At 37.8% G+C, this 18,223-nt stretch carries 17 protein-coding genes; 10 read left to right on the top strand and 7 right to left on the bottom strand.

Going from position 1 to position 18,223, the window contains the following annotated elements; genetic code table 11:
• Nucleotides 1-162 precede the first annotated feature (162 nt).
• Genes D9O48_RS01770 through D9O48_RS01750 form a run of 5 tightly spaced genes read left to right on the top strand, consistent with a single transcriptional unit; the run spans nt 163 to nt 4,320 of the window.
• Nucleotides 163-1,038 carry a cell division protein FtsX gene (locus D9O48_RS01770; protein WP_126969978.1) on the top strand — a complete coding sequence of 292 codons (876 nt, stop codon included), beginning with the start codon at nt 163-165 and terminating at the stop codon, nt 1,036-1,038.
• 48 nt (nt 1,039-1,086) lie between these two features.
• Nucleotides 1,087-1,326, top strand: coding sequence for a DUF3098 domain-containing protein (locus D9O48_RS01765; RefSeq protein ID WP_126969976.1), 240 nt, complete (start codon nt 1,087-1,089; stop codon nt 1,324-1,326).
• A 19-nt stretch (nt 1,327-1,345) separates the two neighbouring features.
• On the top strand, nt 1,346-2,131 hold the full coding sequence (locus tag D9O48_RS01760) for an undecaprenyl-diphosphate phosphatase (RefSeq protein WP_126969974.1): 786 nt from the start codon (nt 1,346-1,348) through the stop codon (nt 2,129-2,131).
• A gap of 28 nt (nt 2,132-2,159) precedes the next feature.
• The gene (locus D9O48_RS01755) at nt 2,160-3,473 is read left to right on the top strand and encodes an MFS transporter (RefSeq protein ID WP_126969972.1); all 1,314 of its coding nucleotides are present in this window, start codon (nt 2,160-2,162) and stop codon (nt 3,471-3,473) included.
• A gap of 1 nt (nt 3,474) precedes the next feature.
• Nucleotides 3,475-4,320: an MBL fold metallo-hydrolase gene (locus D9O48_RS01750; protein ID WP_126969970.1), complete on the top strand. Its 846-nt coding sequence runs from the start codon at nt 3,475-3,477 to the stop codon at nt 4,318-4,320.
• Here D9O48_RS01750 and D9O48_RS01745 read toward each other — a convergent pair.
• Together D9O48_RS01745 and D9O48_RS01740 are read right to left on the bottom strand one after the other, a co-directional pair.
• Nucleotides 4,312-5,109 carry a DUF3108 domain-containing protein gene (locus tag D9O48_RS01745; protein WP_233589143.1) on the bottom strand — a complete coding sequence of 266 codons (798 nt, stop codon included), beginning with the start codon at nt 5,107-5,109 and terminating at the stop codon, nt 4,312-4,314. The two genes, D9O48_RS01750 and D9O48_RS01745, sit on opposite strands and share 9 nt — an antisense overlap.
• An 11-nt stretch (nt 5,110-5,120) precedes the next feature.
• Nucleotides 5,121-6,119: a lysylphosphatidylglycerol synthase transmembrane domain-containing protein gene (locus D9O48_RS01740; protein ID WP_126969968.1), complete on the bottom strand. Its 999-nt coding sequence runs from the start codon at nt 6,117-6,119 to the stop codon at nt 5,121-5,123.
• A gap of 30 nt (nt 6,120-6,149) precedes the next feature.
• Here D9O48_RS01740 and ruvC point away from each other — a divergent pair, with 30 nt between their 5' ends.
• Nucleotides 6,150-6,716: a crossover junction endodeoxyribonuclease RuvC gene (ruvC, locus tag D9O48_RS01735; RefSeq protein ID WP_126969966.1), complete on the top strand. Its 567-nt coding sequence runs from the start codon at nt 6,150-6,152 to the stop codon at nt 6,714-6,716.
• Nucleotide 6,717: 1 nt separating this feature from the next.
• On the opposite strand, the gene D9O48_RS01730 is transcribed toward ruvC, so the two are convergent.
• The 4 genes from D9O48_RS01730 to rsmA form a co-directional block, all read right to left on the bottom strand.
• A complete protein-coding gene (locus tag D9O48_RS01730; protein ID WP_126969964.1) occupies nt 6,718-7,116 on the bottom strand; it encodes an HIT family protein in 399 nt (132 codons plus the stop codon).
• Between the two features lie 142 nt (nt 7,117-7,258).
• Nucleotides 7,259-7,729, bottom strand: a complete 471-nt coding sequence (gene greA / locus D9O48_RS01725; RefSeq protein ID WP_126969962.1) for a transcription elongation factor GreA — start codon at nt 7,727-7,729, stop codon at nt 7,259-7,261.
• A 240-nt stretch (nt 7,730-7,969) separates the two neighbouring features.
• Entirely contained in the window at nt 7,970-8,908 is a 939-nt protein-coding gene (locus D9O48_RS01720) for an NAD(P)-dependent oxidoreductase (protein WP_233589142.1), read from the bottom strand.
• A complete protein-coding gene (gene rsmA / locus D9O48_RS01715) occupies nt 8,908-9,660 on the bottom strand; it encodes a 16S rRNA (adenine(1518)-N(6)/adenine(1519)-N(6))-dimethyltransferase RsmA (protein WP_126969960.1) in 753 nt (250 codons plus the stop codon). Before rsmA ends, D9O48_RS01720 begins: the two co-directional genes overlap by 1 nt.
• A gap of 64 nt (nt 9,661-9,724) precedes the next feature.
• Here rsmA and pdxA point away from each other — a divergent pair, with 64 nt between their 5' ends.
• On the top strand, nt 9,725-10,819 hold the full coding sequence (gene pdxA, locus D9O48_RS01710; protein WP_126969958.1) for a 4-hydroxythreonine-4-phosphate dehydrogenase PdxA: 1,095 nt from the start codon (nt 9,725-9,727) through the stop codon (nt 10,817-10,819).
• 94 nt (nt 10,820-10,913) lie between these two features.
• Here pdxA and D9O48_RS01705 read toward each other — a convergent pair whose 3' ends face one another.
• Entirely contained in the window at nt 10,914-12,290 is a 1,377-nt protein-coding gene (locus tag D9O48_RS01705; RefSeq protein ID WP_158624787.1) for an amidohydrolase family protein, read from the bottom strand.
• A 324-nt stretch (nt 12,291-12,614) separates the two neighbouring features.
• Here D9O48_RS01705 and D9O48_RS01700 point away from each other — a divergent pair, with 324 nt between their 5' ends.
• From D9O48_RS01700 to D9O48_RS01690, 3 genes are all read left to right on the top strand, one after another.
• Nucleotides 12,615-13,532 carry a lysophospholipid acyltransferase family protein gene (locus D9O48_RS01700; RefSeq protein ID WP_126969955.1) on the top strand — a complete coding sequence of 306 codons (918 nt, stop codon included), beginning with the start codon at nt 12,615-12,617 and terminating at the stop codon, nt 13,530-13,532.
• Nucleotides 13,533-13,905: 373 nt separating this feature from the next.
• Nucleotides 13,906-15,345 carry an Ig-like domain-containing protein gene (locus D9O48_RS01695; RefSeq protein ID WP_126969953.1) on the top strand — a complete coding sequence of 480 codons (1,440 nt, stop codon included), beginning with the start codon at nt 13,906-13,908 and terminating at the stop codon, nt 15,343-15,345.
• A gap of 420 nt (nt 15,346-15,765) precedes the next feature.
• A complete protein-coding gene (locus D9O48_RS01690) occupies nt 15,766-18,087 on the top strand; it encodes a T9SS type A sorting domain-containing protein (protein ID WP_126969951.1) in 2,322 nt (773 codons plus the stop codon).
• The last annotated feature ends 136 nt before the right edge of the window (nt 18,088-18,223 follow it).

Below are 18,223 nucleotides of genomic sequence, written 5' to 3'. Positions count from 1 at the left end.
TCTCCATTTTCAATTTTCAATTCCCTGAAGGCTTGATTTTTGTTAATTTACTCCTATTCCCCCTTCATCGAGCTCCAAAATTAAGGAATCGGCCCGTTAAACAATAGAAATCCGCTATTTTTGCCATTACTACCCATTCTATTACAAAAAAATAAATATTTCATGGCGCATTTTGGAAAAGCTTCGGCAAAACGCTCTAAACCCTCCTACTTTATGGCGATTTTAGGCGTCACCATTGTTCTTTTCTTTATAGGGATTTTTGGTTGGCTCTTCATCAATGCACAAGGATATTCAGAGAAGTTAAAAGAAGATGTAAAAGTACAGGTGTATCTGAAGAAAACATATTCAGACGCCGATTTACAGAACTTTCAAAGATACTTAAAAGGACAGCCTTTTACAAAATCGAGCGAGTTCATTGATCCTGAGCAGGCTAAAGACCGCTGGCTAAAAAGTGGCGAAACAGATTTTGCAGATTTGTTGGATGAAAATCCTTTACCGGCCTCGGTGGAATTTAACCTGAAAAGTGAGTTTGTTCACCAGGATACTATTGCCAATATAAAAAAAGACCTAACATCCAAATTTGACCTCATAGAAAGTGTTTCTTATCCGAGTATGGTAGTAGAAAAAATAGGTAGTAATCTGGCCATAGGCTTATTGGTTTTTGCAGTTTTGGCCGGTATTTTCTGCTTATTCTCTATTATTCTGATCGATAACACCATTAAACTGGCCATGTATAGCAACCGTTTTATTATTAAAACGATGCAAACAGTGGGAGCAACCCGTGGATTTATCGCCAAGCCAATGTTGGGCCGGGCGGTATTAAACGGTACTATTTCAGCCATCATCGCCGGAGGCTTGATTTATGGAATGGTAAAAACGTCGGAATATTTTCTTCCTTACCTGACAGATTTAAGAGACTTCAACAAATTACTTATTCTTTTTGCCCTCTTGTTAGGTATAGGTATTATCATTTCATTAATAAGCACGTGGATCAGTGTAAGAAAATACCTTAGAATGTCGTTAGATGATTTATATTAATCGGATTTTTAGCACATTTCTACTATATTGCAACAATATTTTTGCGTTATGAGTACACAGGAAACAAAAAACACCCCTTTAATGGGAAAAACCAACCTTATCTGGGTATTAATCGGCATTGCTGTTATGTGTGTTGGATTATTATTAATGGCTGGTGGTAAAAGCGAAGACCCGAATGTTTTCAGAGAAGGAGACGTTTATGGTTTCAGAAGATTAACATTAGCCCCTATCTTGATTATTGCAGGATTGGTTATTGAGGTTTACGCTATTTTCAAGAAAAATAAATAAATAAGTCAGGCATTATCTTATGAATTTTTTTCAGGCAATCATCATTGCGATCATCGAAGGTTTAACCGAATTCTTACCTATTTCGTCTACCGGCCACATGATTATAGCCAGTACATTCATGGGTATTCATGAAGACGAGTTTACGAAATTGTTTGAAGTTTCTATTCAGCTGGGAGCTATTCTGGCAGTAGTTGTATTGTACTGGAAAAAGTTCTTCAACTTTACCAAGCTTGACTTTTATTTTAAATTGATAGTTGCGGTGATTCCGGCACTTATTCTCGGATTTTTACTGTCAGATTATATCGATGCATTACTGGAAAGTCCGTTAACGGTATCAATCACCTTGTTTCTCGGTGGTTTTGTACTATTGTTCATCGACAAGTTATTCAAAGAGGCAACGATAGAGGATGATCAGAATATTTCGTATAAAAACGCATTCACGATTGGTTTATGGCAGTGTTTAGCGATGATTCCGGGGATGAGCAGAAGTGCTTCTTCTATTATCGGTGGTATGCAACAAAAACTAACCCGTAAACTGGCTGCTGAATTTTCTTTCTTTTTAGCTGTACCTACGATGATGGCAGCAACCGGTTACAAACTTTTAAAAGGATACAAAACTTTCACTTCAGAACATATTCAATTATTATTGGTGGGAAATATAGTGGCTTTTATAGTGGCCATTCTCGCTATTAAATTTTTCATTGGTTTTCTTCAAAAACATGGTTTTAGACTCTTTGGTTGGTACAGAATCATTGTTGGAGCCATATTGTTGATCTTAATATTTTCAGGAGTGATTCAACACTAGGGCATGAAGAGAATTAAATCTTCTTAACATGCAAACAGCTTCAAAAAAAGTTGTAAACGGTTGGGCAATGTATGACTGGGCCAATTCAGTTTACAACCTTGTTATCACCACTTCATTTTTTCCGTTATTTTATGAAGCAAGTACCAAAGCCCATTTTGGTGGCGATGAAGTAAGCTTCTTCGGCAGAAAGTTTATTAATACCGCTTTATACAATTATAGCTTCGCAGCATCCTATTTATTTGTGGTACTCTTGTATCCGCTGTTATCCTCTATTGCCGATATCAGAGGCAATAAAAAGAGCTTTATGCACTTTTTCTGTCTGATCGGTAGTGTCGGTTGTTCATTACTTTACTTTTTTGATGGCAGCAATATTGAATTCGGTTTGATCTGCTCAATGCTGGCAGCCATTGGTTATGCGGGCAGTCTGGTATTTTACAATGCTTTCTTACCTGAAATTGCAGCAGCAAAAGACCGCGACCGGATCAGTGCAAAAGGGTTCTCGCTCGGTTATATCGGTGGCGTAATTCTGCAATTGGTAGGATTTGCGCTGGTACAATATTTCTCTGCAAAAGGTGATACTTCAGAAGGCATTAAAATAACATTCTTACTGGTAGGTTTATGGTGGTACGGATTTGCATGGTACAGTTTTGCACGTTTACCCAAGGGCAAACCCGATCCTGAAAAAAAAGACTGGAATGTATTTACAGCCGGATTTACCGAAATGAAAAAAGTATTCCGCCAGGTTCAAACCATGCCGGTTCTGAAACGCTTTTTAAGAAGTATTTTCTTTTACAATATGGGTGTTCAGACGGTAATGCTGGCGGCTACATTATTTGGTTCGAAGATATTAGGACTTCCCGAAAGTCAGCTTTTAATTACACTCCTGGTCATTCAGGTGGTGGCAATAGGCGGTGCATATGGTGTCAGCTGGCTGGCAACACGCTTTGGAAATTTCAACGCACTGATGATTTGTATAGTAATCTGGATGGGAATTTGTGTGGGTGCTTATTATGAAGCATATCTTGCCAGTATACAAAAAAACACTGTTGCACATTTTTATCTGCTGGCAGTAGCTGTGGGCCTGGTAATGGGTGGAATACAATCAGTATCACGCTCTACTTATTCGAAACTGATGCCTGAAACAAAGGATACCACCTCATTTTTCAGCTACTATGATATGACTGAAAAATTAGCGATCGTATTAGGTATGTTTACGTTTGGATTTGTAGAAGAACTCACCGGCTCTATGGCTAACTCTATTTTAAGTTTGTGTGTGTTCTTCCTGATAGGATTTGTATTCCTTTACAGTGCAAAAGTTAAACAACAAAAACAAGCTCTTTAATATGAAATTACACACGATTGAAACAGGGCATTTCAAATTAGACGGAGGCGCTATGTTCGGCGTTGTTCCTAAAACAATCTGGAATAAACTGAATCCTGCCGATGAAAACAACCTTTGCTCATGGGCAATGCGCTCTTTACTCATAGAAGATAATAACCGGTTGATTTTAATAGATACCGGTATTGGAAATAAGCAAGATGATAAATTCTTCAGTCATTATTACCTGCATGGTAATGATAATCTGGATAAATCGTTAAAAGCAGCAGGCTTCCATCGTAATGATATTACAGATGTTATTCTGACGCATTTACATTTTGACCACTGCGGCGGAGCAATTGAACGCGATGCAACGGGTAAATTTATTCCGGCATTTGCAAATGCAACTTATTGGTCAAATGAAGCTCATTGGCAATGGGCAGTGGAACCAAATGCACGTGAAAAAGCATCTTTTCTTAAAGAGAATATTCTTCCTATACAGGAAAGCGGTCAATTGAAATTTGTAGAGAATAAAGACGGGGTTTCGTTTTCAGAAAATATCACTCTACGAATGGTACACGGGCATACAGAGTCGATGATGTTACCACAAATACAATACAAAGGTAAAACCATTCTTTATATGGCAGATCTTTTACCGTCTGCCGCGCATATACCGATTCCTTATGTTATGGCATATGATATGTTTCCGTTGAAGACTTTACAGGAAAAGAAAAGCTTCCTTACGGAAGCTTATGATAATAATTATGTTTTATACTTTGAACACGATCCACATATTGAGTGCTGTACGCTTCAATCTACCGAAAAAGGTATCCGTGCGCAGAATCAATTTAAATTAAGCGAACTATCGTAATGATATCAGTGATGAAAGTGGGTAACGGAGGTTTCTGTAACTGATCATATCCACTTTCACACTTCCTACGGTAATAGGGCTTTCAATGCGTAAAGGCACTCTGTTACCATCATCACTTACCCATACCGTCATCTTTTCTCCTCCTTCGAAAATAGTTCCTGAAATCAATAACGGTTTAAACTTAATTGCATTAAACTTTCCGTATTTTGTTTTCACTTTTTCTTTGCCCAGATAGCGGATATACATTTCATATACTTCATCATCCAGAAACATTGAAAAACGAATCTGATCTCCGGCTTTATATTTATTAAAGTCTATATTTCTTGCATAAAAAACAGCACTGAGCACATCCTGTACACAACCCGGTACTTTATAAACTCCTTTATTGGTAACTGCGGTATTAGCCGTTTTATTAAAAGTTACGTTTTCATATTTTTTGTACCCGCCTTCATTTACATTCCGGATAAAACGGTAAGGCTGTAAAGTAGCGGTATCAATAAACGTTTCATACTTATCTCTTACCTTAAAGAAGTTATCGTAAAAAGAATAGGTTTTACCTTCCCCGACAATATGATAAACCGGTTTATTCTGAAATTGTGTAAGGGTAGTTGTAAAGGTTGCTTCACCGGCACCGATATGTGCTCCGGCCACGGCATAAAACACTTTTAATGTAATTTGCTCTCCGGCCTTAAAGCTTGTATTTGTCAACCCACAAAACCCCTCTGCCTGGGCAAAACTGATCTGCCCAATTATTATAAAACCGATCATCCATAAGATACGTTTCATCATCTTAAAGAGGTTTAATTACTTTCATTTTTTCTTTCATTGAAGATACGGATTGTTAACAGCAATAAAGAGCCGATTAAAGCTGGTAGCACTAAATTAACAATCCATATTGTTAAAGAGCTGGCAAGCATACCTGTTACGTTTCCTGTTACATTCTGAACCATGTAAATACCCGCTTTCAGGCGTACCCCCATATCCATCAGATCTCCAAAAGTCGGAATTACAGCCAGCAGAAAAAAAACAGTAGCCATAATTGCTATTACTACATCTACTGATAATTTAATGCCAAAAACTTCCATCATCAACCAATACTGGGCAATAAATACAGCGTAACGCAACGCTGACCATATCAGAAGCCGGCGTAATATTGTTTTATCAACACTCATCAACGCCTGCAGGTAGGGTTTTAGTTTCGTTAACCACCGGATATTGATAATCTTTTCAAAAACCCATTTTGTTTTTGAGTAAAAGATGGCCAAAATTACACTCAATACTACACTTAAAAGTAACAGTGAATTTAATAAAGTAGTTGAAATAGGATGGATATCCGTCTTTATCCATTTCCAATACCCTAATGCTAACAAACCGGCAGTCAACGTTACTGTTAACTGAGCTATACTGCCTAAAATTGTCAGCGGAATTGACTGAATTCTGTGTTCTTTACTAATATACCACATCCGCCCCACATATTCTCCGATCCGGTTGGGTGTAAAAAAAGCCACAGTAGCTCCTGAAAATATTGCTTTAAATGCTTGTAAGAAAGGGATTTTAGTAATCGGTTTTAAACATATCTGCCACTTTTTAGCCTCAATTCCCCAATTCACTAACATTAAAAAGAAAACCAATATCAGGTAGAGTTTCCCATTTCCTTTCAGTGCCTGCGTAATCACATCCACGGAAATCCCTTTTTCGATCTGATTCTGCATTTGTTGATAAATAGAAAACATTAAAATGCAAAACACCAGGGGGCCGATTACATAGTTGAGAATTAATTTAATATTTTTGTTTTTCAATAGTACTATCTATTTTAAATAACATTTTCCTTGCAAAAAACTTCTCGCATTATTTTAGGGGTTGACCCGGGAACCTTACTCATGGGTTACAGCGTGATAAAAGTATCTCGTCAAAAGATACAATTATTATGCATGGATGTGTTGAAACTAAGTAGTAAAAAAGATAATTACGAGCGTTTATCATTAATCCACCATAGAATTCATACACTGATTACCGAGTATCAACCTACGGAATTTGCCATTGAAGCCCCCTTCTTTGGCAAGAATGTTCAGAGTATGCTTAAACTGGGGCGGGCGCAAGGGGTGGCCATTGCAGCAGCAATGCAGGGAGGTTTAACCGTTCATGAATACTCACCCAAAAAGATCAAGCAATCAATTACCGGAAACGGCAACTCTGATAAAGAAAAAGTATGGAAATTTCTCCAGCAAATTCTTTCACTGACCAATATCGAAATTACCAGCCACGACGTTTCCGATGCCCTGGCTGTAGCAGTTTGTCATCACTTTCAAAATACCCAACTTGCCACTGCCGGCAAAGCCCTCAAAGGTTGGGAAGATTTTATTGCTAAAAATCCCGGGCGGGTTTCCCTTAAATAAACTATAACTGTTTTAATGCAGCAACAATCTTTTCCTGAATAGCTTTCATTTCGGCTTCCTCCGGTTTTAATTTACCTCTGGTGAAATTCAGATCGTCTGCCGTTTGAAGCGGAACAAGGTGTAAATGTGCGTGAGGAACTTCCAGGCCCACAACTGCAAGCCCGCATCTTTTGCAGGGAATTACCGATTCAATCGCTTTTGCAATCGGTTTTGCAAAAACTAATAATCTGCTCAGGTAATCATCCGGAACATCAAAAATACGATCTACTTCAATTTTGGGAACTACCAGTACATGGCCTTTAGCCTGTGGCATAATATCTAAAAACGCATAGAAATAATCGTTTTCAGCAATTTTATAGGAAGGAATTTCCTGGGCAATAATCTTAGAAAAAATAGTCATATCAATTGTTTTAATCCTACGTGGTAAATATGTAGTCGGATGAATACATCACAAAACTACCAAATTGAGGAAATAAAAGAAATGATATGACTACAATTCATTTAAAGGCAAAAAAAAACCCGCTTGAGCGGGATTTTCAAATTTAAATGGTAATGTCTAGTACCTTAAACTTGAGCACCCCTGCCGGAACCGTTACTTCTGCGATATCTCCGACTGTTTTACCTAATAAACCTTTACCAATCGGTGAAGTAACTGATATTTTACCTTGCTTTAAGTCCGCCTCCTTCTCTGATACGATCTTATAAGTCTGTTCCTTTTTTGTGTTCATATTTAAAATAGACACTTTCGTTAAAATAGAAACCTTACTCGTATCTACAGAATCTTCAGAGAGAATACGTGCACTTGCAATATCCGATTCGAATAATTTAATTTTTGCCTCTAACATACCCTGAGCCTCTTTTGCTGCATCATATTCAGCATTTTCTTTCAAATCACCTTTCTCACGAGCTTCAGCAATGGCTTTGGCAGCTGCAGGGCGGTCAACCGTTCGTAAACGCTGCAACTCATCTTTCATTTGCTCTAAAGTTTCTTTAGTTACATAAAGAATGCTCATTTTAACCTCCTTACGTTTTTTTTACAGAAATTTCTTTCAGTATAATATAAAAAAATAACAACGCATCAGAGCCCCTCTGAAGCGTTGCATTTTGACAATCGTATCTATTCAAAAATAAGATTTTTATCGAATAATTCGAAGAAATACCCCTAAAATGTTATAAAACTGACCATTTTATGAGTTGAATTAAGTTTTTTGTTCTTTTCTACTTTAAAATACAATTCCTTTTTAATCACCTTTTTAATAAATATTCAATTTATCTAACACCACTTTAGCCATTTTATAATATGCTTCGTGTGTATAACCGGCGATATGAGGTGTTACTAATACATTCGGTTGATACAGTAACCATTCTAATTGCTCTTTTTCTTCTGCAGTATAGGTATTCAATTTTTCATTTTCCAGCACATCGATTCCAGCTCCGCTGATCTGATTAGCTTTCAACGCTTTTATTAAAGCGGCGGTATCTACCACCTTCCCCCGTGAAGCATTAATGATATAGGGTTGTTTGGCCAGGCTACTAAAAAACGTTTCACCGGCATAGTGAAGTGTTTCTTTTGTAAGCGGCAGGTGAAACGTTATGATATCTGCTTCTGCCAATACCTGCCCGAGATCTGCCTCTATGATATTACCGGCACCAAAACCAGTTTTATACTTATCGTACGCTAAAATTCTTACATCAAACCCGGCTAATCTTTTTGCTACATTACTACCGGTATGTCCAAAACCTATTATTCCAACTGTTTTACCCGTTAACTCATACCCTCTGTTACTGTCACGATTCCATTCACCTTTTCTAATCTCCAGCGAAGCTTTCATCAACCGGTTCATTAATACGAGTACCATACCAATGACCTGTTCTGCTACGGCGTTGCTGTTACCCTCAGGGCTGCTCACACATGTGATACCTTTAGAGCCTGCATATCCTACGTCAATCAATTCCATTCCACTTCCCAAACGTGCAATCCATTTTAAGCGGTTTGCTTTTTCTAATACAGGTTGATCAATTTTTAGTCGGGTGGTTACTACTAAACCTTCTATCTCAGTAATTACATCACCCAATTCTTCATAAGTGATGGCAGGCATATCCACTAATTCATAACCGGCTTCGGTTAAACGTTCTTTTAAATATGGGTGCGTTTTTGCGGTAATAAGTGCTTTAGGTTTCATGGTATTCATCAATTCATCTTAAAGGTTAAGGCAGCAAAATCGGCTACCGCTAACTGCTCTGCTCTTTTATTAAAAATCGGGTCTGTCAGTTCACTTTCAGGAAACAATCCTTTTACGGCGTTTCTCAAGGTTTTACGTCGTTGATTGAACGCAGCTTTTACCAATGTTCTCATTTTTTGATGAGAGGCCATCGGAAAAGTTTCTTCCAAAGGTGTCATCCGGATAACGGCACTTTTTACCTTAGGAGGCGGATTGAAGCACGTTTCGCTCACCTCAAACAAATATTCCACCTTGAAATAAGCCTGCATCAAAACAGATACAACACCATAAACCTTTGAACCGGGAGGAGCTGCCACACGTTGCGCCACCTCTTTCTGAAACATTCCCACCATATGCCCGAGCTGATCTTTCCAGTCTAACATTTTAAACAAAATCTGCGAGGAGATATTATAGGGAAAGTTACCGACAACAGTAAACTTTCCTTCAAAAGGCGGATCTATATCTAAAATGCTTTTATGAATGATTTTACCCTTTAGTGCCGGATAATTCTGCTGCAACCATACCACCTTTTCTTCATCTAACTCAACACATTTAAAATCAATATCTTCTATTTGAATCAGGTATTTAGTCAATGCAGCTCCGCCCGGCCCTACCTCTAACAATTGGCGGAACGGATGAAGCTTCAGCGCGTCTACTATTTTATGACAAATGTTTTCGTCACGTAAAAAGTGCTGACCGAGTGATTTTTTTAACGTATACATTGCTACAAAGGTACCAAGTTCATACTTATATTGTACTTTTAAGGCAGAAAATAGAAATAGCGTTATGCAGCAAAAACCAATTATAGGTATTACAGTGGGGGATTTGAATGGAATTGGCCCTGAAGTTATCATCAAAGCCGTTGCTGATAATCGGATTTTAGATATGTGTATTCCGGTCATTTTTGGTTCCACCAAACTGATCAACTTTTATAAAAAGTCAATCACTGACGGAAATTTTAGTTTTAACAGTACCAAAGACTGGAACAAAATTCATCCAAAACAGGTAAATGTTTTCAACTGCTGGGAAGATGAAGTAAATTTCACACCCGGACAATTAACTGAAGCCGGCGGTAAATATGCTGTTCAGGCGTTGCAGTCTGCAGTGGATGCGTTAAAGCTAGGCAATATACATGGGTTGGTGACCGCTCCTATTCACAAAAAAAATGTTCAGGCAGCAAACTTCCCTTATTCAGGCCATACACCCTTTTTACGCCATGAATTCGGTACCAATAACGTGGTTATGTTAATGGTAGCAGAAAACCTGCGGGTAGCAGTATTAAGCGAGCATGTGCCGGTTGCAGAAGCTGCAAAACATGTTACAAAGGAAAATATTGTTAGTGCATTACAAACTTTAAATAAGAGTTTACAGCGTGACTTTGGTATTGATAAACCTAAGATCGCCGTTTTAGGATTAAATCCGCATGCCGGTGACGAAGGTTTGATCGGTGAAGAAGAAATCAAAGTTATCAAACCGGCGATTCAGGCTGCCAAAGATCAGGGTATACTGGCATTAGGACCGTACAGTGCAGATGCTTTTTTTGCGCGTCATCATTTCAATCAGTTTGATGCAGTGTTAGCAATGTATCACGATCAGGGGCTCATTCCGTTTAAGTCATTAGCTACCGGCAACGGAACTAATTTCAGCGCCGGACTTCCCATTGTGCGTACCTCTCCGGATCACGGAACTGCATTTGATATTGCCGGACAAGGAAAAGCGGATGCACATTCAATGTTGTCGGCTATATACTCATGTGTTGATATTATCCGTCAGCAAGAAGAACATGATTATTACAGAAGAGACCCATTGAAAAAAATCACTTCAGTAATATTAGCGAACGCAGTAGACGAAAAAATAGAAGAGGAACCGGATGGGCTTTAGCTCATACTGTGTCAATAAACAATTAACAAAAAGAACTGTACGGCAAAGCCATACAGTTCTTTTAATTTAATAGATTGTTCTTATGTAAGATATTTTAGTTTACGAGAGCTCCACTTTTAATGATCACCTTTTCACTAAAAAAATGATCCGGGTGATCAAAGGGTGACTTTTCCCAAATAACAAGATTTGCCTGCATACCTTTTTCCAGAGATCCGATTTCTTTTTCCAGACCCAGTGCTATCGCACCGTTGAGTGTAGCGATTTTAAAGATATCCGGTATCGAAAAATCATAAGCAGACAAAATACTCAGTTCAGTTAAAAATAACTTTCCTCCGGATGGCCCATCAGTAGCAATACGGATAACCACTCCTTCGTCTGCCATTTTTTTTAAATAACGCATCATTATACCAAAATTTTCTTCGCTTCTTTTAATTTGCGCGTCTGATAATGAGTTTTGCTGGTAGGGAAAATAATGAGAAGCAGTAAACTGCTGATGCATAAAAGCTACAGTAGTAGAAAAAGTAGCCTTCTCTACAGCTAATTGACGAATCAGATCATCTGCTTCACTACGTTTATTTTCATCAATGTACCGGAATGCTTCCAGAAACATCATCAGTACCTTTTCTATCGTATTTGCTTCACCAAATAAAGATTCAAAATGAGTATCAAACCTCTTCCATTCATCTTCTGTACGGATGATACTATAAGGGAAAGTGGCAATATGCTCATAGTTTTTCAATCCTTTTTCCAGGGTTTGTCTGATACTAAGACGAGCAGGGTCAAAGTCACCGATATGACCATATATTTTCATACCCAGGCTATCTGCAGTTTTAAAAACAGCAGAAAATTCAGGTTCTCTTAAACGGTAATAAAGTTTTACATGGCTTATTCCCTGGTTGTAATACGCTATCACTTTGGCTTTCGCCTGATGTATCCCATCTACAGTAACATGTCCAATATAAGGAGTTCTTTTTTCTTTAGAGATGAATGCACTTCCACAGGTTAGAAAATCGGTATATAAAGTATGTCCCTCATTCCATTCAAGGATATTCTTTAACCAGTTTTCAGGCTGTCCCATCATTAGCGCAGTTGTTATTCCATAAGGCAGATATGCATCACTTATATTCTGTCTGTAATAGGCGGCCGAATCTTCCGGAATAAACAAAGGCGCAGCTGCATAATCACCAAATACATCAGTCGGGTGGATATGAGTATCAATCAATCCGGGAGTCACCAACCTACCGTGAGCATCAATTTCTTTTAAAGATTTAAAATTATTCTGATCGGATAACTGCAAAATTTTATTTCCTTTTATCAGAATATTCCGGAGTTGTAGTTCTCCTGTCACTACATTTAAAACATTCGCATTTTTGATCACTAAATCATACTGAGTACTGTCAGAACAAGAAAACAGTACAACTATTAGAGGAGTTATAAAATGTATTAATCTAATCGTTGCTTTGATATTCATCAGATGCATGTAAAAAGAAATTAATGATGCTATGTAATAATAATTATTATTTCAATGATTAGCCTTGTATAAAAGTCAACAAATGCTGATTTACCAATCAACCCTTTTCATTTATTAATACAAACGATGACGGTTTAGCCGACGTAAAAGAGTCAACATAAAGCAATAAAAATCAACAGACTAAATCCAAATCTAATAATTTATTCGTTATAGCTAATATCCGGGTGACAGGATTTACAATAGATTTATGAATTAAAGAACCGGTGCATTTGTATTTCCCGAATATCTATTTTATCTTTCCTTCGAACCCCTAAAACCTAGACATTGGCACTTATTATTTATTGTATAGCATTGCCCATATGCTATATTGTTTCCATTTTGCCGTTTCCGTTACTGTACGGATTATCTACCGGATTTTATTATTTATTATTCCGGGTGATCGGTTATCGGAAAGAAGTAGTTTATAAAAACCTGCGTAATGCATTTCCTGAAAAAAACGAGCAGGAAATCAAAGCAATTGCTGATCAGTTTTTCCGCTACTTCTGTGATCTGGTAGCAGAAGTATTGAAAAATATTACGATTTCCCCGCGAACGGCATTAAAGCGCTGCAGCGTTTCAAAGGAAACAGTTGACTTATTCAATTCACTCGCTGCAAAAAACCAATCTGCGATTATTGTAATGGGCCACAAAGGAAACTGGGAATGGGCTGGTAACAGTTTCAGTTTAACATTCAAACATGAATTACATGTAGTATATCATCCGCTGAAGAATAAATATTTTGACCGGTTGATTTATAAAATGCGTACCAAGTATGGCACACAGCTGATCAGGATGAAGCAATCATTCGAAAGAATGAAAGAGTTGCAGAATACTTTGCATTGTGTAGCATTGATTGCAGACCAAAGCCCCAGACCTCAAAACGCTTATTGGTTAACTTTTTTAAATCAGGATACGGGCGTTTATCTGGGCACAGAAAAATATGCACTGGAAAGCGGATATCCGGTTATTTATCTGGATGTGTATCGTTTGAAGCGTGGTTATTATGAATTAAGAGGTGAATTACTGGAAACGGCCAATGCTACCGGATTCGGAGAAATCACCCGTTTACATGTAGCAACACTGGAAGAAAAGATCATAGAACAACCGTATACGTGGATGTGGACCCACAAGAGATGGAAACACCACCGGCCGCCGGTACATGAAATGAGCTGGTACAAAAAAGAATCTGAAGTTTTTGCGTAAATATTTTAATATATCATAATATAACAAATGCCCATTCTATCTTCTTGATAAAATGGGCATTATACATACCACAAAGATGTTATTTTTTAGCTAACCGCCCTTTAAAATCAGAAATAAGTACTTATTTTAGCAACAGGTATTGACAATAATAAAATTCTTGACTACCTTTGCTCCATCCCTCCTTTGAGAATACCATTACTGACATCCAATATTTCTTTTCGTATCTATTGTTAGAAACTAAGGTTCTTTATTGAATCTGAAAGATATACCTCGAATCACATTTATCCATGAAGTGAACCGTCTCAGTCCTTTGACAAACAAGATGCCCTAACCAGGTATCGCCAATTATTTGTCTCATCTGAAACGCACAAAAATGAAAAGAAATTTTACCCTCTTATTTAGCATTTTCTTAATGTTAACCAGCTTGTCTATTCAAGCCCAGATTAACGAAAACTTTAACTCACGTCCTGGCGTATCCGTATATGATGTAAAAGGGCACTTACAAAACGGATGTTGGGTTTTCAGTGGTGTTGAAATGAACGCAACCTCACCGGTTGAAGGTGATGGTTCTTTAGTAACAACTTCTTCTGCTTCCAACACATTTTCTTCTATTTATACGCCGGTATTAGATGTTCCGGGTAATATTACGGTTACATTCACTTATAGAGTCGATCAGGCTTTTGCTCCAGGCGAAAAAAAGATCGTTTCTGTTTATTTAACCGATGATTATTTCACTTATGCAGGTGAGCCTATTCAGGTAATGGAAATTTCAAACCCTACTGTAGGTCAGACTTATACTGCTAATTTCTCTAAATTCCCTGTAGGTTCAGGTGGCTACAGAGTGTTGATTCTGGTTGAAAGTGTAAATGGTAATACAGCTTTAAACATCGACCAGGTTACCACCAGTGCACCATTGTTCTATTTAACGGGTTGTAGTGCTTCTCCGGTAGCAGTTCCTGATAATATCGGTGGTAATAACGACCGTACAGCAACCGGTGATGTTAGCTTGAACGATTATGATCCGAACGGTTTAGGCTTCACGGTTTATATGATTCAGAATTCAGTGAACGGTCACGTTAATTTAAATACAAACGGTACATTTACCTTTACTCCTAACCCGGGTTTCACAGGTAATTCCACCACCTTTACTTATCAGATTTGCAACTGGGGTTCTCCGGAATTATGTTCTGAAGAAGTAACAGTAGTTATCAACTTCCCTCCGGGAGATGGTATCTTACCGGTATCTTTAATCAACTTCCAGGGTAGCATGAAAGAAGATGGTAAAGGTGTACAATTATCATGGACGACCAACTTCGAGCAAAAAAGCGATTATTTTGATGTAGAGAGAAGTTTTAATGGTACCGAGTGGACCAGTGTTGGTAAAGTACAGGCAGCCGGAAATTCATCTATCGTTAAAAAATATGTATTCAACGATGAATTAGGAAAAATCACAATGGCCCGTAATGATCTGTACTATCGCTTGAAACAAGTGGATGATGATGGTAAATTCAGCTACACTAAAATTCTGGTAGTAAGAGTTTATAACTCTAAAAATATCAACTCAATTGCAGTTACACCAAATCCGGTTAAAAACGATATTAATGTAACAATTGATATGACTGAAGACGCTTATGGTAGCTTTAAAGTTTACAATGCAGCTGGTGTTGAAGTACTGAGAAAGTCAGGTAAACTGAAATTAGGTACTCAAAATATCACAATCGAAAACAGTAGTTCTTTAACTCCGGGATTATACTTCCTTGAAGTAATTGTGAACGGTAAAGAAAGAATGATAGTGAAGTTGATGAAAGATTAGTTTGTTGTAATTCAATTATAAGATGATCGCCCCCCAACTTTGTTGGGGGGTTTTTTATTGACAGTATTATAAATACAAGATAAAATATTATTTTTTTTCATAATAAAAGACAATATTATATTCTTTTTATAGTTAATATATTTAATGGATACCTACACCTTTTCACTTAGTAAAAGGTGGATGCTTCACTGTAAGGAATTTAATTAAGCGCAGATAAATAGTAATATTTTATAATTTTTTTATAAACTTGTACTCAATAATATCTGCTATCTGGCATTAATATAACAGATACAGTTATAAATAAAATCTGAAACCAATGGAAAAACTTTACCCTACAAGGATAAAAACCAAGTACAAATATGACGCTTAAAGAACCGTAGAACAGCGTTTGTAATTGATTTTTTATCCAATCCCAATCCCATGAAATCAGTAATTATTTTGCTGAGAACCGTAGTATTACTTGCAATAATACAAGTAGTTCTTGCTCACAACCTCATGAGCCAGTCGCTTCTTTTCGAAGTTAACGTGGCCAATGTATCTGTTCCTTCCAGCGATGAAGCTTCGCAAGGAGATGTGCTCAGGTATACTGTTACCTTAACCAATCAGGGTACCAGCAATATCCAGAATGCCACACTGGTTGGATTCATTCCCGCAGGTACTTCCTATCTTCCCGGATCAACAAGATTAAATGGCAATGTTGTAGTAGACATCAGCGGAAACCATCCGTTTGCCGGAGCCGGCCGTTCAGTACAGCCGAATGGTTTCGCGTCCGGATTGATTCCTGCAGGGTTTAGCATTACCATGGAGTATCAGGTCAGAGTTACTGCCAATGCAGGAAACATTAACAACCATGCTTATATAGAAGGTATGTATAATGGTAGCAGTTTTAATGAAAATACATCTACTATATATACCACTATACTTCCTGATGCCAATTGTGCTACTATTTATCAGTCAGTTGGATCTACCAGTAACAGTGGATCATGGGGACAAATCCGCATTCTAAATACCCTCAACGGAACTGCCGGTACCAGAATCAACCCTGGAACTGCGGTTTATAATGCGTTAAGTACCAATACACGTATTAATAACTATACCGGACTTTCCAATACAGCTGCTTTAGCCATCGACCGTGTAAAACAAAGGCTTTACTTTGTAAATAACAGCAATGATGCAGACTTGTGTTACATCGATTTGCAGGCCACCACACCCCGTCAATATTGTTTCAGAAATACTCCTTTAAACCCCGGAATTAATATCAATAAAATGACTTTTTCTTCCGACGGCTGGGGATATGCACTTACAACAGATAATGAACGCCTCATCAGATTCAGACAAGATCCGGTTACCGATGCTTTAACAATTGATAACTTAGGTAGTCTGATCAACGACCCGATCAATCCGGATTATGTAGATATTATGAATGAGGTAGGTGGGGATATCTTTGGTGACGGATCCGGAAACCTTTACCTGATTGCCAATTCAAATAGCCTTTACCGTATTAATACCGCTACCAGATTGTCTACTTTCTTAGGTACCGTTACTCCTTCGCCCACCGGTATATCCCAATCGATTGCAATCGATGATCAGGGAACTGTATATATCGGCGGACGTTATAACAATATCATGAAAGTTAATCTGGCAACAATGGAAGCCACCAATATTTCTCCTATTGCTTCTAATCCGAATATTTTCCATTCAGGAGACTTTGCGAGTTGCAACTTCCCGGTAATTACGCCGGTAATCAGTGCCAATAAAAAATGGAGAAATTTATCAGGAGACTGGGTACCTAAAGGTGGTGATACGATTGAATACACCATTGAAGTGATCAATACCGGTAATATTAATGCAGCAGGTGTAAAAGTATATGACAGTGTTCCTTCTCTTACACATTACGTGGCCGGTTCTACCAGATTAAACGGAATCATAGTGGCCGATGTTAGCGGAAGCATGCCATTTTCAGTAAATGGCGGAATGATGATTAATAGTCCCGGACAAGCTCCCGGCATTATTCGTCCTACATCAACTTATAAAGCTGTTTTATCATTCAGAGTAGTTGTTCAACCTTTACAAATCATCTGTAATCAGTCGAGAGTATTCTTATTAGATGTAAATAATGATATTATCCACGTCAACTCTCACAGTGGTGAGGGGGATGGAAATCAAAACTCTACCTGTTTCTTTACAGACGGTGTATTATCTGATTTAAATATCGATTTTCAACACAGTTTTGCTCAACAGAAACATCTTTTAAAATGGAAGGTAAGTGCTCCGGAAGCAGTCACTTCTTATGAATTAGAGTTGAGTAGAAACGGATACGAATTTTATCCGGTGCATCAACAGAATGCAGGTGAAAACATTACGAACTACCAATATTATGACGCCACGAGCATTGCCGGTAATACCCGTTACTATCGTTTGAAACTAATTAAGCAGAATGGCGAAATCCAATATAGTGTAATTATCAGAGTTCAGAATCAGGTAGAAGAGAACTTTAAGATCATCAATAATCCGGTACAAAACCAGTTAAACTATCAATATACTGCCACTCAGCCGGGTGTTTATCAATTGCGGGTAATAGATTTAACAGGTAACATTTTGCAACAGGAACGTGTGGTTTTCAGCAGTGGGCTTCAACAAAAAGCACTTTACCTGGCTGCTACCATCCGAAGTGGGATGTATGTTTTGGAAATCAGTAATGGTAACGGAGTTTATCAAACCAGAAAATTCATTAAACAGTAGATATCGTATCAAACATTGTTAATCATGAAATCCCTGATGTTTACATCGGGGATTTTTATTTGCGTCATATCGCGTAGGTTTCTAAAAAAGAGTAATAACGTAGAACTGAATTTTTTCCTGACACATAAAGCCCTCG

It is taken from the genome of Gynurincola endophyticus (assembly GCF_003991195.1).
Taxonomy (GTDB): domain Bacteria; phylum Bacteroidota; class Bacteroidia; order Chitinophagales; family Chitinophagaceae; genus Gynurincola; species Gynurincola endophyticus.
This window is presented reverse-complemented; position numbering and strand designations above follow the sequence as displayed.

What these genes read in the sequence shown, in the direction of transcription:
- D9O48_RS01690 (WP_126969951.1), top strand. Translation starts at nt 15,766, where the DNA reads ATGAAATCAGTAATTATTTTGCTGAGAACCGTAGTATTACTTGCAATA.
- D9O48_RS01770 (WP_126969978.1), top strand. Translation starts at nt 163, where the DNA reads ATGGCGCATTTTGGAAAAGCTTCGGCAAAACGCTCTAAACCCTCCTAC.
- D9O48_RS01720 (WP_233589142.1), bottom strand. Translation starts at nt 8,908, where the DNA reads ATGAATACCATGAAACCTAAAGCACTTATTACCGCAAAAACGCACCCA.
- D9O48_RS01730 (WP_126969964.1), bottom strand. Translation starts at nt 7,116, where the DNA reads ATGACTATTTTTTCTAAGATTATTGCCCAGGAAATTCCTTCCTATAAA.
- D9O48_RS01745 (WP_233589143.1), bottom strand. Translation starts at nt 5,109, where the DNA reads ATGATGAAACGTATCTTATGGATGATCGGTTTTATAATAATTGGGCAG.
- D9O48_RS01760 (WP_126969974.1), top strand. Translation starts at nt 1,346, where the DNA reads ATGAATTTTTTTCAGGCAATCATCATTGCGATCATCGAAGGTTTAACC.
- rsmA (WP_126969960.1), bottom strand. Translation starts at nt 9,660, where the DNA reads ATGTATACGTTAAAAAAATCACTCGGTCAGCACTTTTTACGTGACGAA.
- greA (WP_126969962.1), bottom strand. Translation starts at nt 7,729, where the DNA reads ATGAGCATTCTTTATGTAACTAAAGAAACTTTAGAGCAAATGAAAGAT.
- D9O48_RS01765 (WP_126969976.1), top strand. Translation starts at nt 1,087, where the DNA reads ATGAGTACACAGGAAACAAAAAACACCCCTTTAATGGGAAAAACCAAC.
- D9O48_RS01705 (WP_158624787.1), bottom strand. Translation starts at nt 12,290, where the DNA reads ATGAATATCAAAGCAACGATTAGATTAATACATTTTATAACTCCTCTA.
- D9O48_RS01695 (WP_126969953.1), top strand. Translation starts at nt 13,906, where the DNA reads ATGAAAAGAAATTTTACCCTCTTATTTAGCATTTTCTTAATGTTAACC.
- D9O48_RS01755 (WP_126969972.1), top strand. Translation starts at nt 2,160, where the DNA reads ATGCAAACAGCTTCAAAAAAAGTTGTAAACGGTTGGGCAATGTATGAC.
- pdxA (WP_126969958.1), top strand. Translation starts at nt 9,725, where the DNA reads ATGCAGCAAAAACCAATTATAGGTATTACAGTGGGGGATTTGAATGGA.
- D9O48_RS01750 (WP_126969970.1), top strand. Translation starts at nt 3,475, where the DNA reads ATGAAATTACACACGATTGAAACAGGGCATTTCAAATTAGACGGAGGC.